This is a genomic window from Agriterribacter humi, assembly GCF_009192765.1.
Classification (GTDB): domain Bacteria; phylum Bacteroidota; class Bacteroidia; order Chitinophagales; family Chitinophagaceae; genus Agriterribacter; species Agriterribacter humi.
The window spans coordinates 560352-575814 of record NZ_VOHQ01000001.1; the positions used below are offsets into that span (position 1 = coordinate 560352).

15 protein-coding genes are annotated in these 15463 nt (G+C 42.0%); 2 read left to right on the plus strand and 13 right to left on the minus strand.

Annotation, left to right across the window (positions count from 1 at the left end):
- Window positions 1-97 precede the first annotated feature (97 nt).
- From FRX45_RS02140 to FRX45_RS02165, 6 genes are all read right to left on the minus strand, one after another.
- Entirely contained in the window at window positions 98-1450 is a 1353-nt protein-coding gene (locus FRX45_RS02140) for an alkaline phosphatase family protein (protein WP_152266732.1), read from the minus strand.
- A 184-nt stretch (window positions 1451-1634) separates the two neighbouring features.
- Entirely contained in the window at window positions 1635-2852 is a 1218-nt protein-coding gene (gene eboE, locus FRX45_RS02145; protein WP_152266733.1) for a metabolite traffic protein EboE, read from the minus strand.
- A gap of 9 nt (window positions 2853-2861) precedes the next feature.
- Window positions 2862-4004: a 3-dehydroquinate synthase gene (locus FRX45_RS02150; protein WP_152266734.1), complete on the minus strand. Its 1143-nt coding sequence runs from the start codon at window positions 4002-4004 to the stop codon at window positions 2862-2864.
- Between the two features lie 83 nt (window positions 4005-4087).
- Entirely contained in the window at window positions 4088-4987 is a 900-nt protein-coding gene (gene eboC, locus FRX45_RS02155; protein WP_226804865.1) for a UbiA-like protein EboC, read from the minus strand.
- Window positions 4988-4997: 10 nt separating this feature from the next.
- On the minus strand, window positions 4998-5984 hold the full coding sequence (locus FRX45_RS02160) for a TatD family hydrolase (protein WP_152266735.1): 987 nt from the start codon (window positions 5982-5984) through the stop codon (window positions 4998-5000).
- Window positions 5968-6864: an EboA domain-containing protein gene (locus FRX45_RS02165; RefSeq protein ID WP_226804876.1), complete on the minus strand. Its 897-nt coding sequence runs from the start codon at window positions 6862-6864 to the stop codon at window positions 5968-5970. Before FRX45_RS02165 ends, FRX45_RS02160 begins: the two co-directional genes overlap by 17 nt.
- A 121-nt stretch (window positions 6865-6985) precedes the next feature.
- On the opposite strand from FRX45_RS02165, the gene FRX45_RS02170 reads away from it, so the two are divergent.
- Together FRX45_RS02170 and FRX45_RS02175 are read left to right on the plus strand one after the other, a co-directional pair.
- Window positions 6986-7363: a transmembrane 220 family protein gene (locus FRX45_RS02170; protein ID WP_152266736.1), complete on the plus strand. Its 378-nt coding sequence runs from the start codon at window positions 6986-6988 to the stop codon at window positions 7361-7363.
- A gap of 46 nt (window positions 7364-7409) precedes the next feature.
- Window positions 7410-7709, plus strand: a complete 300-nt coding sequence (locus FRX45_RS02175) for a Dabb family protein (RefSeq protein ID WP_152266737.1) — start codon at window positions 7410-7412, stop codon at window positions 7707-7709.
- 11 nt (window positions 7710-7720) lie between these two features.
- Here FRX45_RS02175 and FRX45_RS02180 read toward each other — a convergent pair whose 3' ends face one another.
- The 7 genes from FRX45_RS02180 to FRX45_RS02210 all read right to left on the minus strand — a co-directional run bounded on the left by FRX45_RS02180 (window position 7721) and on the right by FRX45_RS02210 (window position 15165).
- Window positions 7721-8191 (minus strand): methyltransferase family protein, encoded by a 471-nt coding sequence (locus FRX45_RS02180; RefSeq protein WP_152266738.1) that lies wholly within the window; start codon window positions 8189-8191, stop codon window positions 7721-7723.
- A 110-nt stretch (window positions 8192-8301) separates the two neighbouring features.
- Window positions 8302-9129 carry a helix-turn-helix domain-containing protein gene (locus FRX45_RS02185; RefSeq protein WP_152266739.1) on the minus strand — a complete coding sequence of 276 codons (828 nt, stop codon included), beginning with the start codon at window positions 9127-9129 and terminating at the stop codon, window positions 8302-8304.
- Window positions 9130-9219: 90 nt separating this feature from the next.
- Entirely contained in the window at window positions 9220-9579 is a 360-nt protein-coding gene (locus FRX45_RS02190) for a SnoaL-like domain-containing protein (RefSeq protein WP_152266740.1), read from the minus strand.
- Between the two features lie 45 nt (window positions 9580-9624).
- Window positions 9625-9828 carry a hypothetical protein gene (locus tag FRX45_RS02195; RefSeq protein WP_152266741.1) on the minus strand — a complete coding sequence of 68 codons (204 nt, stop codon included), beginning with the start codon at window positions 9826-9828 and terminating at the stop codon, window positions 9625-9627.
- A gap of 10 nt (window positions 9829-9838) precedes the next feature.
- Entirely contained in the window at window positions 9839-10930 is a 1092-nt protein-coding gene (locus FRX45_RS02200; protein WP_152266742.1) for a DNA topoisomerase IB, read from the minus strand.
- A gap of 200 nt (window positions 10931-11130) precedes the next feature.
- Entirely contained in the window at window positions 11131-13539 is a 2409-nt protein-coding gene (locus FRX45_RS02205) for a TonB-dependent receptor (RefSeq protein ID WP_226804878.1), read from the minus strand.
- 918 nt (window positions 13540-14457) lie between these two features.
- Window positions 14458-15165 carry an MgtC/SapB family protein gene (locus FRX45_RS02210; RefSeq protein ID WP_152266744.1) on the minus strand — a complete coding sequence of 236 codons (708 nt, stop codon included), beginning with the start codon at window positions 15163-15165 and terminating at the stop codon, window positions 14458-14460.
- Between the last annotated feature and the right edge of the window lie 298 nt (window positions 15166-15463).

Consider the following 15463-nt stretch of genomic DNA (forward strand, 5'->3'; position numbering starts at 1 on the left):
GTGCAATAGCATGGCTCTATGTTGGAGCAACCGGCAATATATATATACACCTGCACCTATGCAACCAGCACCATGTAACCCGTAACTCCCCTCTCACCTACTCCGTAAGCTGCTTCCAGATAACATCATATACATCGGTTGCTACCAGTTCCGTTTTTCCAACAGGCTGATCAGTGATCAGTACAGGATGAAAAGATTGATCTGCGCGCACACTGCCATGCGAGCCTCTTACCAATGTGGCATCCAAAGGAATCACATCCATCACATACCTGAACCCTGCTTTTTTGCGCAGCAGTTTATACCCTGCCCGCGCTTTTGATGTCATAAATAACTCCACCGGGTCATAACCAGGCTTTTTATGTATGTCCACTGCCCTTGCATAATCGGGTGCTACGGCATCATCGAGCCAGAAATAATAAGTGAACCAGCTTTTTTCGTCCGCCATTAATACGATATCTCCCGAGCGCTCATGATCAATATGATATTCCTTCTGTGCTTCGCGATCCAGCACAAGCGCCACACCCGGTAAGCCGGAAACAATTTCTTTTACCTGCGCAGTTACCGAAGAATCCTTAATATAAATATGCGCAACCTGGTGATCCGCCACAGCAAAGGCTCTGGACGCACCTGCATCTAAAAGCTCCAACCCACGTTCTACTCTTATGCCCAGCATTCCATTTTGGCGCAGTACACGGTTGATATGAATGGGTTGATTAACCGGAGTTATACCATATTCCGATAAGAGCATGATCCTGGCTCCCTTTCCTGAATAATAGTTAACGAGGTCTTCAACAACCTTATCTATCTCTTTTAAGTGCGTACTTATTTTTGAGAAGTCAGGACCATATTTTTGCAAACAATAATCCAAATGTGGCAGGTAAACCAGCGTAAGTGTGGGATCGTATTTTTTATCGGTAAAAACAGTGGCATCGGCAATCCATTGTGTGGATTTGATATTGGCACCCGGGCCCCAGAACGTAAACAACGGAAACTGCCCCAGTTCTTTTTGCAGCTCATCTCTCAGCGCTGCGGGATGAGAATAGCAATCCGGCATTTTTCGCCCGTCAGCTAAATAATTGGGACGTGGCGTTACTGCGTACTCTGCACTTGAATACATATTATACCACCAGAACATTTTAGAAGTGGTAAACGATGGATCCATCTTTTTTGCTCTTTCCCATATTTTTTCAGACCGGACTAACTTATTGGACTGCTTCCAGAACTTTATTTCACAATCGGTACGATCGTACCAGCCATTGCCCACAATACCATGTTCATCCGGCCACTTACCGGTAATATAAGTGGATTGTACCGATGTGGTTACGGCAGGCAGCATGGGTGCAATCGTTTGTAAATGCTTATTACTGATATAGCGTTTTAAAAAGGGAGTATACTCTCCTATCAAATTAGAAGACAATCCCACAATATCTATTACAACGGTTTTATGCATTATTAAGAAGGTTTCAGGTATGAGGTATCAGCAATTAGCTATTGGCAATCAGCTATCGGCTGTCAGCTAAAAACTACTAACGATGGGCTATGTACTCACGTCTTACTATTCACTTCTCACCTGTCACCTTCCCGCCTCGTGAAACGATAAACGTGAAACGATAGTTCTCACTATTCACCACTCACTATTCACTTCTCACTTTCAGCAATGCCATCACCCATTGCATTTCTCTTACAATAGATTGGGTAAGCGGTAGTCTTTTATCATCGGGCAATACTTCCCAGGTATAGGTTTCAATTTCAAGGTGTGCTGTAAACGGTTGCTGTTGGTGAATGGATAATACCTGTTCAATGTCTTGTTGTGTACACTGCAATACCCCGTATCCTTCCACAAACAATGGCACATGAAAATGAGCCCGCCATTCCGTTACTTCGGTATTATACGCATCGGGCAAAGCATCAGGCATATCCGCATATCTTTTCAATTTACCATTTTGCTGCATGGCCACCACCTGGTGCAGGTAAGTAGGTTCATTAAACCGGCTGAAGGCCTCAATTACAGGCGCTCTTTTTTCGAGTTCTGCGGGCAACTCCGCTTTCAGCGCTGCGCTGATCTGAATCTTACCTGTTTTGATACCCAGTTCCCGGATTTGTTTGATCACAGCCGCATGATCTTCATAACAAATAGCAAAATGGCATACATCATAGCAAAGCTGAATATGCTCTTTTATGTGAAAAGCAGCAATATCATCACTGCATCCAAAAAGTTTTGCAATGTAAGGTATGCCCAGTGGCAGCAAATATTGCGTATACCAGCTTATAAATTCTCCCCCTTCTCCCAATAATCCATCAGGCTCAGGTTCAATATCAATATGTATTGACTTTCCGGTAGACTGCTTTATCTGGATCAACTGGTCAAGCACCGCCAATAAATGAAGTGTTGATTTTTCAAAAACCTCGGGCAGTTGTTCCGTGCTGTGCCAGAACCTGTACGATAAAGGAGATGTGGAAATTCCTCCGTCCATACCATCGGGCAGCAGCACCGATAATATTTGTGCCAGCCTGATCGTATATGCTTCGCGTTCAGTGGTAGTCCAGTCGGGTGCATGCACTTTATCTTTTACTACGGTATGGTGAAAACCGCCATAAGGAAATCCGTTCATGGTAAAAACATAGCAGTCATTATCGTGCAGCCACTGCTGAAAAATTTCGAGATTCTTCTCTTTGATCAGCTCAATACTTGCCATGTTGGAAAGCCGGAGCCCTATGCCAAAAGATTTACCGGGTGATACCTGTTTTTTGATGACAGGAATATGCTCCTTTAACTGTTTAAAGTGATCATCCCAGCTTTCACCGGCATGTATATTACTGCAATAGGTGAGATGTCCGAGTACTGTTTGCATATTCTTTTTTTAACAGGTTTTCAGCCACTGGCTGGCTTTCTGTAACATAATTGTATCCAGTTCATGTACTTCTTCTCCCCTGCCAACAGATTCCAGCAGCATAATCGTTAATCGCCCGCCCAAATGTTCCCTGAATTCATTCAGCCCTTTCAATACCGGGCTTTCCCCGTTTTGTATATCCATCAGGGGGTGAGTAACCGAAAAGCCAAGCGATTTCAATACGTCAACGATGGTTTTAGCATCTGTTTCTTCCAGTTTTCCCGACAAAAACGAATAGGCACTATCGAGCGCAATGCCCATTGCCACCGCTTCTCCGTGACGGATAGTGAAATCCGAAAGCTGTTCTACTTTGTGAGCGCTCCAGTGTCCGAAATCCAGGGGACGTGAGGATCCCATCTCAAAAGGATCGCCCCCGGCTATATGCTGCAGGTGCAGTTCTGCGCATCTTTTAATGAGGTATTGCATAGCCTCCATATTCCTGTCTGCTAAAAGTGCAGCATTCGCTTTTAACCATCCAAAGAAAGCCCTGTCTTTAATAAGCGCTACTTTCACCGCTTCCGACATGCCCGAACGCCATTCCGCATCGCTCAACGTGGTTAAAAAAAAATGATCATTGAATACAGCGGCAGGAGGAACAAATGTTCCCAGGAAATTTTTCTTACCAAGATAATTGATGCCGTTCTTTACGCCAACACCAGAATCGTTTTGCGAAAGTACGGTAGTGGGTATCCGTATATGCCGGATGCCCCGGTGCGATACGGCTGCTGCGTACCCAACAAGGTCGAGCACAGCACCGCCGCCTATCGCCACAATATAAGAATGCCGGTCTATGCCATGCGCATCAACAGCCTGCACAATGCTGTAAAAATGTGATTCGGTATTTTTAGATTGTTCACCACCCGGGATAACCATGATATCTTTTACCAATGCAAAACCAGGTTCGTTGGCGAAATAGTTTTTGATCTGCTCCGGCAGTTGGGGATGATGTTTTGCTACACCTTCATCAATTACAAAAAATACTTTCTTAGGAATATCCGTTGAGGTTGCCTTCAGGAAATTGCGGAAAAGAAAATTATCGGGTGCAAATAAATGATTGGTAAAAAAAACTTTGTACTCAAATCGTACGCTGAATGTTTGCTCTATATGATCCATCACGTTGTTGCTAAAATAGTACGGAAACAGGATATTACGCCATTTTAAAACCGTAAAAATAAGTTATTAACAAATCATTGCCATCAGGTAACTGCAAATAGTTTCGCCAGGAGCATAGAAACCGGCAAAAGCAATAATATAAGCAGCGCAAAGTAAATTGCGCCAAATGCGGCTGCCCATGAGGCGTTCATTACAATCAATGCAATTACACCAGCCTTTACAGCCTTTCCGATAAGCGGGCCGGCCGGGTTACGAATGGCTTTTTGCAAAGGCGGAAATATCATTGCACTTAATAAGATTACAAAAGCTATGGCATATAAATGATTATTGATCATTGCCACTGTTAAAATACCCGCGATGACCAATGCATACAGGAATACGGCGCCATACAAAGTGCTTTTCTTTCCGCCATGCACTTCTCCCCTGCTGATCATGGTAATTGCAGCTATATATAATACAGGCACTATGGCTATATAACCATACTGCGGTAAAGCCGCAGGAAGAATGCTTATGCCTAATAACAAATTCAAACCACGACAAACGCCCATACTAAGCGGACCCAGAAAACCGCTATGTTTCATCCATTTGTCGTATACCACTGCACAGACTGCAATAGCAATGGATATCATTGCGGAAGAAGAGAACCAACCAGTTATATGTACACTGGCAGCAGTGGCAATGCCGGCCAACAGCAAAATGATGCCAAACAAAGCAGCGCCATTTTTTGTGATCAGCCCACTGGGAATGGGGCGCTCAGGCCGTTCCTTACTATCCAGTTCTGCATCAAATACATCATTTAAAACCACCCCTCCCCCATACAAACCAATGGTGGAAAATATCAGTAAGCCAATGGATTGCCATTGATACGCATTTCCATCATTAACAACATATCCTGCAATGGCAACGCCTGCCAGTATATCTGCAATAGAAGTAACAATATTTGCCGGACGCATTAAACGCAAAAATCCAATCAGCTTATCCACATGCTGTATTTTATCGTATAATGATGGAGCTTTTGTCTGTGCGGGGTTGCTGTCCTCCCCTGAGAATGGTGTTCCCGCTAAACTTCAGGCTTTGATCAACATTTTTTACCGTGGCGAAATCCGATTCATCAATCTGCCCGCTTTGTGCGAAAGCGGTAATTGCGTTCTGATAGGTAACCAACCGAATGGCTTCATCGCTGATGCCCATATCTTTCATAAGTGCCGCGGTTTTAGGCACGGCCAGCGGATCGCTGATCCCCCAATCTGCAGCCGAGTTAATCATTATGCGGTCTGTACCATATTGCTTCACCACATCTACCATACGTTCATTCCCCATTTTTGTAAAGGGGTAAATGGTGAAGGCCGCCCAGAATCCTCTGTCCAGCACTTCTTTCACAGTTTCTTCATTGTTATGATCAACGATCACCATCGCAGGATCAAGTCCCTGTTCCAGAGCAATATCCATACTGCGGGTTGTGCCTCTTTTTTTATCGCGGTGCGGGGTATGTATCTGCACCGGAAGCCCGGCTTCTTTAGCCAGGTTGAGCTGCAGGCGATAATATTTTTCTTCAGCGGGGGTTTGATCATCAAAGCCAATTTCTCCCACGCCCACTACGCCTTCTTTATATACGAACAAAGGCAGTATTTCCATTACCTGCTCGGCCAGGGCTTCATTGTTGGCCTCGCGTGAATTTAAACCGATGGTGCAATAGTGTTTTATGCCAAACTGAGAAGAGCGAAAACGTTCCCAGCCAATGAGGCTGCTGTAATAATCCCGAAACGTATCAACACCTGTACGGGGCTGCCCCAGCCAGAATGCGGGTTCAATAATGGCAACTATACCTGCATCTGCCATGGCTTCATAATCATCGGTTGTACGCGATGTCATATGAATATGCGGATCAAAAAACTGCATCCCCTTTATACGTTCAAGGTAAGATTTGTCCTGAGTTCCGGGTTGAATATCCTTTTCTGTAATGTTATGACTGCAACACATGATTTTTTATTTTTTCTGCCAGTACATTCCAGTTCAACTCACCCGATGTTATGGCAGATTTAATACCAGGCAATTTGTTTAATAATTCTTGTGCGGGAGGATAATGACTTTCACTGCAGGCCAGTGCCGCGGCTTCCCTGTCTAAAATATTTTCCGACTGCGCTAATCTTTCCATATCAGGAAAAATGTCTTTGTCAATAAATTTTCCTGTGCAACGCCATATCTGCGGATTAACCGTACGATGTGCCGCCCATCTTTCATGGGCATAATCGGATAAGGTTTTGGTCAACTCCGCATTAGCGCGTGCTTCCAACCCAATAATTTGCTCAACAGGCTTTTCCGTAAAAAAAGCTTTTAATACCAGTTGATTCCACGCCTGCTCATTTAAATAGGCTGCCGGGTACGGGTTGTTGCACATGATCGCTTCCAGGGCGCCGCCAATATTGCTGCGAATGCCTTCGGCGCAACGCTTGCTCCACATTTCGGGGTAAGCTAAAACAGGCAAAGCCGAATACAACGCTACCAGTTCATTTACTTCGGCTGCCAAAAATAAATTTTCAATCGTTTGAAAATATTGCGCTTTATCCGTGCTGTCAGCATTCGCAAGCAACCAAACCCTGCACAACCTGTCAATGGTCCACAACGCAATAGATAAGCCTGCCCCCTCTTTCCGGAGCGATTTTTCCTGCTCTTCTGTTACACGAATGAGCGATTTCCCTGTTTTACGGGGAACCGAAACAAAGGCAATATTAAACTGTTGGGAATTATTGGTTTGGGCTGACTTATCGTTTAACCAATTCCAGACTTCGGGAGTTACATTTTGCCTGACAACTGCTGAAAATAATATCTTTAACGCTTCAGACTGATAATGAGACATCATATTATCTTTAACCTGCTGCTTTAATAATTAATAATATGCAAAGCTAAGTAAGTTATTAATGAATTTAATTTACCTGTAAATTTACAAATAACATTGCCTTAACCTCATATTCAAATTTTATATGCTTTTATCTGTATTAAATATCATTTTCTTTATTGCATTTGTATGGTTTGCCTGGTTAAATGTAAACGACAAAGATGCATGGCTTTGGGTAAGTATTTATATGGTATCCGCCATTTTGTGCGGTTTAGCAGCTTTTAAATATTATTATCCGCTTATTTATATGCCGGTTATGGGCTTTTATTTGATATATGCCGTTATTCTTTTCTTTAAAAAAGATGGCGTTTGGGACTGGATGACCAAATACAAAAGACAAAATATTGCGGCAACCATGCAGGCTACCAGGCCATATATTGAAAATACAAGGGAATGCTTTGGATTGCTTATCATTACCGGTTCGTTGCTGATTAATTTATTAGTGAGTTACCAGGTACATTAAATATAAAACGCCCCATCAACTTAATCAATTTCACAAATCTGAATTCATGATCCGTCATACCGTAGCATTTACATTAAAATACCCAAAGGGGTCTCCGGAAGAAAAAGAATTTTTAGATGCCGCTTTGCATTTGGTAAAGATACCCGGCGTACAACATTTTGAAAGGCTGAGGCAAACCAGTAAAAAGAACAGGTTTGATTTCGGTTTATCAATGGAGTTTTCAGATCGGGAAGCCTATGAAACATACAATAACCATCCCACACATACTGCATTTATTCAACAGTACTGGATAACTGGAGTAGAAGATTTTTTAGAAACAGATTATGAGCCTTATTTTCTAACATGAGCCTGTAATCTTCATATCCATCTTCTCACTTTCTTCTTATACTGCAGGTATGCGTTGCCGAAAGCTCTTTGCAGGTAATGCTCTTCTTTGCTGATAATATAAACCTGAACAGTTATAATAAGCAGTGGTATCACAATGAAGGTCCACCAGTTGCCTTTAAAAAAGCCAATGCCACTATACAATAACAACAAGCCCAAATACATGGGATTGCGGGTAAAAGCATATATCCCGGCTGTTTGCAGGGAATGAGCGGGCTTAATGGTAATCAGGGTATTATTAGAAACAAGAAACTTCCATAGCGCAGGCAGTAAAACCAATATACCTGCAATAAGTAAAACCCGGCCTGCCGTTGCAGCCACTGCCGTTTGCAAAAAAAGGCTGTTCAATGGCATCGCTTTTTGCAATGCAACAGACAAAAAGAAAAATGCCACATAAATTAATGGCGGTGGTATATATACGCCCGGATGATCTTTCTTTTGCATTATGATTCTCTGTTTGTGCGCTGAAGTAATTATATACACTACAGGTATTCCTGCATCAGTCCAAAATTAAACGGACGCGGTATTAAATCTTAGTAAAAAAACGACATTCTTTAACCGGTTGGAAATGTACTGTACCCGCTGGTGGGTTGCAGGTAAAAGCGTCCCGGAGGAAACTCGGCAAATGTTTTAAATTCTTTCAACAGGTGAGAAGAATCCGTATACCCGCATTCTATGGCGATTTGCGACCAGTTTTTATAAGGATGTGCATTCTTTATTTTCATGGCATATTCAAACCGTACGATACGGATGAACAATTTGGGAGCGATCCCCACCCTTTTAGTAAAATTACGTTCAAACTGCCGGAGGCTCAGGCGGGCCAAATCTGCCCATGTTTTCAATGAATGCGCTGTCAACGGATCAAGCATGTCAACAGCGATCTGATCAATGGGTTCTTCCGTCCGGCAGGATGTATCAAACTTCTTTTCGAGGAATGACATAATTATTTCTGACATAGCATCATAAGATGAGGCGGCTGTTAGTTGCTCCATCAGATCCATCAATTCGCTACCCCATATTGTGGCAGCATCTACACCATTATTAACCGTTTGCTGCATGGGTATACCCAATAAGCGCCAGGTGCCGGTTGGATGAAAAGCCACTTTAACCATCAGGTGATCTTTACCAAATAACAGTCCTACAGGTTTGTATTTTGGACCGGTAACCACTACACGGGGAAGCGGTATTTCTACGTGTGCGGCAGGTACAATTTTTACCAGGTCATTGATGTAGAAATAAAGATTTTGCTCGGTATTGGCCAGGCAGGTAATAAAAGGTTCTGGAAGCTTTGTTGCTTCACTCCATTGCGCATGATACACCTGCAATTCGCGAACTATTCCCTTAAGGATGGGAGAAGGCTGGTATACTTTATAAAAAGGCAATTTGTGCGTTTATGATGAAGGTAGCAAATTACAGGTATGCCGCCTTATAAAATGACGATAATTGTAAGACCTCCTGCTGCTGTGGAATCCTTACATAAAAAATTCCTCCGACACAATTTTTCCATCCTTCACCTGGTAAACGCACAATTCATTCATGTTCGAACGATCCTGCCCCTTCATGGTAATATCCATATCCAATGCAAAAGCAATGGCATTTCCTGCCACTAAAGGCTCCGACAGGGTAATACCATGTGTTTTTTCAACCATCGCCTCAAACTGGTGCCCCTTTTTAATGACCGCCGGCAACCCTTTTGTTTCTTTTTCAAATCCGGGAGTAGCATAAGGCTCAATACTTACCACATCTTTTGAGAACAATTCTTTTTGTGCCGTTTCAAACTCGCCTTTACGGCAAAGTTCAGCCAGCCGCGAAGCAATTTGTTGTGTTGTCATGATCTTATTTTTATGTCTTTACAAATCTTCATAAAAAGAATTATACTATTTGGTTTCAAATGCATTGGCCGAGCCATCAGATTCCTGTTCATCAATATGCTCTTTTTTACCGGTTTTCGTTTCATTCTCAAAATCAACGGGTGCATTGATCCGCTGCGCCATTTCATCCATAAAATCTTTATCCTCTTCCGTTGCCGGGGCAGACTGCTTTTTTTTAGAAAGATATTGCTGAAGTCTCTTGTCACTCATGTAGCATCCTTTAATGGGTTTCCAATATTTTCATCACTATTTTTTCTTCCGCAGTTAACCCGGCTTTATTGTCATTTATACTTATTTTATCTAATTGCCGGATATATTTCTCCAGGCTATTGGTTTCATATAAAGATATAATTACCGGGTGCACATAATATTTTTTACATACGGTTCTGGTATTTCCCAATTGTGCAGATACCTGGTCTAAAGCCTCAACCATCTTTTTTTTTGCATCAGTGTCTGTCTCCGCGATACCCATTTCTTTAAAAGCTAAAAAAGCCTGCACCGTGCCGGACCATGTGCGAAAATCCTTGGCTGTAAAATCACTACCGCTAATCTGCCTGATATACTCATTTACCATTCCCGAATCAATGGAGCGCCTTTCATCTCCTTCATAATACTGAAAAAGTTCCTTACCCGGAATATCCCTGCATTGTTTTACAATAGCGGCCAACTTTTTATTTTTGATCGTAATATTATGTTCAATGCCTTTTTTGCCTTTAAAACAGAAGGTAATCTTTTTTTGTTCAATAGCAACATGCTTATCCTTCAAAGTGGTTAATCCAAATGAGCCGTATAGTTTTTCATAAAAATTACTGCCTATCCGTATATTCGTTCGTTCCATTAAGCTTACCACAGTTGCCAGCACTTTTTGCAGAGGTAATCCTGGCAATGCAATGTCTTTTTCCAATTGCAGCCTGATAGCAGGTAAAGCTTCCCCAAACGCATGCAGGCGATAAAATTTTGTATGATTTCTTAAGGTGTTCCATAAGGGATGATAGCGGTATTGCTTTCTTTTCCGGGTATCAAGTCCGGTTGCCTGCAGGTGCCCGTTTTCCAAAGTACAGATCCACACATTTTCCCAGGCCGGTGGTATAACCAGGCTTTTAATCCGGAGGATCTGCTTTTTGTCTTTTACAGTTGCCTTGCCCTGTACATAATAAAAGCCCTTTCCGTTTTTTACTCTTACAATACCCGGTTGCGTGTCTGTAACATATACCAGGTTAACAGCTTCCGCGCTTTTTACGGGATCGTTAACAATAGCTTCTATTTTTCTGTCAGGGAGCTTTATGATCTCTTCTTCATTAACAATGATCATATATTCATATGGTAAGCGTATTTTTTTCGCCCGATGTTATCAAGCAAAAAATCGGCCAGCTCCTTAGTCATATCAAACTTCAATCATCTGGTGAAATATTGTAGAAATATTTCCCATCCGTGCAAAAGCGGGACAGTGTAGTGCACAAAAAAGCCACCGGTTTCCCGGCGGCCTCATTGCATTTGTCATAATATATTATATTAAAATCTGTACGATACGGTAGCTATAAACTGACGTGGCGGTATAGGGTTGATACTATAGTTTTCGTGCACATAATAATTATAGGTATTGGTAAGATTGGAAACCTTTGCCAGTAAAGAAATCTTTTTAAAAGAATAACCTGCCGAAAGATCAATGCTGGTAAATCCTTCCACGGGTATTAACCTGGAATAATTTTGCGATTGCTGATGGGTATTATTCCATCCCGCAAAGCGTTTACCAGCATAAAATACAGATGCTCCTATTTTAAATCCCTTTAAACGGTTATTAAAGCTGTAAAAAATGCTTGCATTTGTGGTGTGGGCGGGTGTATTAACCAATCTTTCCCCTTCTACATAGCTCCCTTTTGTATCGGGGGTTTTTGTGTAACGCATATTATTATAGCTGTACCCGGCTATAATATCCAGTCCTTTTGCAGGATGCCCGGTAATATCCAGTTCAATACCATCGCTGGTCGTTTGTCCTGCCAGTTCTTTTAATGCGGTATTATTATTTGGGGTAACCCCATCTGCTTCAAACTGCGCTGTTTGCGCCAGGTTATTGTTGATGATGCGGTAAGCGGTAACATTTACTGATAATAATCCTTTGAAAAAATCATTCTTTACGCCCAGTTCAAACTGATCAATAAGGGAAGGAGAAAGCGCATTGCCAAACACATCTGTTCCGCTGTTTACAGAAAAAGAATTGCTATAGCTTGCAAAAACGGCGGTATGGGAAAGTGGCTTGTACACTATGCCAAACCTGGGCGAAAAGGCCTGGTCGCTTTTACCGCTGCCTTTTACCATGCTGTCTTTTGCCAGGTAAGTGGTTTGGGCAGCCTGCGAATTTTGATACGACCAGCGTACACCTGCCAGCAATTTTAACTGATTTGAAATGCTGATCAAATCCTGCACATATGCCCCAAAACGATTAACCGGTGTTTGTACGCTTGTTACCTTAGCAGCATCCGGGATATCGGTGCGCTGCGTATATTTTGAGTGATCCAGTATATTAATGGTGTCGTAGGTTTTGGGATTATCGAAGGTATAGCTGGTGGTAAAATACTTATCAGCATCCACACCTGCCAGCAGCGTATGATCTATTTCACCCGTTTTGAATTTTCCGGTAAGATCTGCCTGTCCCAGGTAATAATTTTCTTTCGATTCAATTTTATTCAGCGGACGGATCCAGTCGCCATTTGCAGCGGCCTGTATTCTTTCGGTTGAATAATAGTCTCTTTTGTATGATTGGTAAGAACCTGTGAGGTTAAGGTTCCACGCATCGCTGAACTGGTGTTTTAAAGTGGCGGTAGCCGTTGCCTGGTTGGCTTTATTGTATTGCCATGAAACGCCCTGGAAAGTAGAACGGGGTACATCGGAGATGATGGTATTGTCTAAAGAACCAATTCCAAAATCTGGTGTAAATTCATGATTCAGATAATCAGCCTGGACCAGTAAACTGGTTCTTTTGTTCAAATTAAATAATACAGATGGGTTAATATAGTATCGTTCAGAATGTACCTGATCGCGGTAGCTTCCGGCATTTTCGTAGGTGCCATTGAGCCGCACAGCTATTTTAGATGATACAGGTCCATATACATCAAATGCGGGTTTGTATAAGTCATAACTTCCTGCTCTCATGGAAACTTCGCCCCCAAATTCAAACTTTGGCTGTTTGGTAACCATATTAACGATTCCCCCGGGCGCCACACTGCCATACAAAATAGCGGCACTACCCTTGAGCACCTCCACTTTTTCAAGGGAACTTACCTCCGGCATTACGCCCGAATTTACCCTTGCACCATTTTTATACATATTATCGTTAGAAAGACGATAGCCACGTGCTGAAAAAGTTTCCTGTGTGTTGGCTCTCGTAGTAGACAGGTAAACACCATTCACATTCCTGATTACATCGCTCAGGCGCTGAGCCTGCTGGTTCCGGATAACCGTTTGGCCTATTACCGCGATACTTTGTGGCAGATCCATTGGCGCAACAGGCAGTTTCCCCACAGAAACCGGTTGAAGATTGGGACTTCTTCTGCCTTCGATAACAATTTCATTTAACTGCTTAGCCGTTTCTTTAAAAGTAATTTCCAATTCCACGGCCCCATCTTCCCCGACATTTACCTGTTTTTCCTGGGTTTGCAGACCGGTATAAGAAATACTAATGATGTATTGTCCCGGTTTTACATTTTTAATGATAAAAAAACCTTCTTCATCGGTTAAAGTGGCAACTGTTGAATTTTTGATCTGAACAGTTACCCAGGCAGCCGGCTTGCCATCTAATGTGGTCACTTTTCCTTTTATCCGTCCGTTGTATTCATCGGCGGCATAAGCAGCCAGTACGGCTGTGCAACAAAAACAAATCACTATTAATCCTTTGGCCCAAAAACTTATAGCTTTTCCTTTCACTTTAGTCTTTTTTTTATTACGAAATTGAATACCCTATTCATTTCAATTGACAAGCAGTTTTTTAACGCTGCAAAGATATTTTCGGCCTTGCCATTTCGTTTACGCTAAAAGGAAAAATGGTTACGTAATGAGGAAATTCGAAGGAATACAAAGACAAATAACCAAAAGACAAATAACAAGAAACAAATAAGGTTCAAATTCGAAGCGAAATCCGAGAGAGGTCAGAGTTGAAAAGAGAAAGGTGAAAGAAGGCGTACCCAGCCTGCGGTTAGTAGTTTCTCAACTGATTGATTGTCGCAAAGCCGAAATAAACCACAAACAATAAACGATAACTCAGGTTGAAACGGATATTCCCTGAAACTTGAAACCTGTGACCTGGGTCAATCTCAAACTGCCCATCGCTGTGGATATCAAACTATAAATTCTCTTTATCTTCTATCTGAAATCATGCCCTACGTACTTTTCCGTTGCAGAAGGTATATTAAGCATACAACCCTTTTCAATAAAACATAGGATGGCAGCGGGTTTTGCTTTAAGCCCCATAACATTGCAGATAACCGCATTTCAATATCAGCCACCACCCATAGTAGTTTTCCCAATGCGTAGTAGAGCAGCTACAGTTTTTTTAAAATTCTTTTACGTTACAATAATATAAAGCACTATTTTTTTACACATCTTATTCACGTTCCTTTGTGCAACAAATCCAAATCCTGTTTTAAGATCCCTGATCCCTGATCCAATATCCAAAGAGAAGCATTTAATCCAATGCCTTTGAGAAAGCAATGTTTTTAACCGTCCGTATAAAAACATTGAACCGGCAGCAATAAGCTGCAATTGAATATCCATATCGTATGAAACCCTGAACAGCAGCAGAGAGTGCAATAACGTTGATTTCATTCCTCTGTAACCAACCGGAAATTATTTTTCATTTTCTGCTGCTTTCATTTTGTTACCATTGCCCCAGGAAATTTCCTTTACCGCAGCATGTGATTGCAGACTCCTGATTATTTCAGCAAATTCTTTTTCTTCTATTTTATAGAAAGTGATGCGAATGGAATTTTCATTTTTAATTTCATTTAACGAGCTGTGTACGCCGGCTACATGCTTATTAAAAAGCAGCCCACCCATCATTTCAGCTACATCCGAAGCGTATGTAGTAGTGAACTGGAGGTATCTTTGCTCAAAACGTCCCATTATTTTTTTCTCCAGGGGCTGCAAAGCCCAGAGTATAAGCAGTGTCATTGCTGTTGTTACACCTGCAGCAAAATACATACCACCACCGGTTGCAAGCCCAATGGCAGCCACCGTCCATAATCCCGCCGCGGTAGTTAATCCTTTAATTTCTGTTTGTTTCAGCAGTACTATTGTTCCGGCTCCAATAAAACCGATACCGGTTATAACCTGTGCGGCAACCCTGGATGGGTCGAGCGATACATTTTCATTCATTAATACATCAGCAAAGCCAAAAGCCGACACCATCATAATAAGAGAAGAACCTACACAAACCATCATATGGGTTCGCATTCCGGCAGATGACCATTTCTTTCTTTCTCTTTCTAATCCTACCATTGCGCCAAATAAGGCAGCAACAAGCAATCGGGTTAATATTTCAGTCCACGAAATCATTATCTGAAATGAATGGTATTATAGCAAAAAACCGTGCCGGGCCTTTTTATGCAAATCGGCCGCTATAAAAATCGGTTGCTTCAACCCTGCATCACAGGGCCTACGGATTGATTGAGTTTTTATAAAAAATGTGAGGAAAAAATTCCACAACCTGCTTAAGATATTAAATTAAACTAACAATACACAGCTAAATGCAAAACGCGGGAAATACCAGGCAACTAATGGTTGATTTTTTTTATCGGGCTTTTTGTCTTATCATACGGGGTGCAGAGCCATCACCTATAAGATTAAATGTTTT

Coding starts and splice junctions, on each gene's coding strand:
- FRX45_RS02170 (WP_152266736.1), top strand. CDS start 6,986: ATGCTTTTATCTGTATTAAATATCATTTTCTTTATTGCATTTGTATGG.
- FRX45_RS02165 (WP_226804876.1), bottom strand. CDS start 6,864: ATGATGTCTCATTATCAGTCTGAAGCGTTAAAGATATTATTTTCAGCA.
- eboE (WP_152266733.1), bottom strand. CDS start 2,852: ATGCAAACAGTACTCGGACATCTCACCTATTGCAGTAATATACATGCC.
- FRX45_RS02175 (WP_152266737.1), top strand. CDS start 7,410: ATGATCCGTCATACCGTAGCATTTACATTAAAATACCCAAAGGGGTCT.
- FRX45_RS02140 (WP_152266732.1), bottom strand. CDS start 1,450: ATGCATAAAACCGTTGTAATAGATATTGTGGGATTGTCTTCTAATTTG.
- FRX45_RS02150 (WP_152266734.1), bottom strand. CDS start 4,004: ATGGATCATATAGAGCAAACATTCAGCGTACGATTTGAGTACAAAGTT.
- FRX45_RS02195 (WP_152266741.1), bottom strand. CDS start 9,828: ATGAGTGACAAGAGACTTCAGCAATATCTTTCTAAAAAAAAGCAGTCT.
- FRX45_RS02190 (WP_152266740.1), bottom strand. CDS start 9,579: ATGACAACACAACAAATTGCTTCGCGGCTGGCTGAACTTTGCCGTAAA.
- FRX45_RS02160 (WP_152266735.1), bottom strand. CDS start 5,984: ATGTGTTGCAGTCATAACATTACAGAAAAGGATATTCAACCCGGAACT.
- FRX45_RS02210 (WP_152266744.1), bottom strand. CDS start 15,165: ATGATTTCGTGGACTGAAATATTAACCCGATTGCTTGTTGCTGCCTTA.
- FRX45_RS02180 (WP_152266738.1), bottom strand. CDS start 8,191: ATGCAAAAGAAAGATCATCCGGGCGTATATATACCACCGCCATTAATT.
- FRX45_RS02200 (WP_152266742.1), bottom strand. CDS start 10,930: ATGATCATTGTTAATGAAGAAGAGATCATAAAGCTCCCTGACAGAAAA.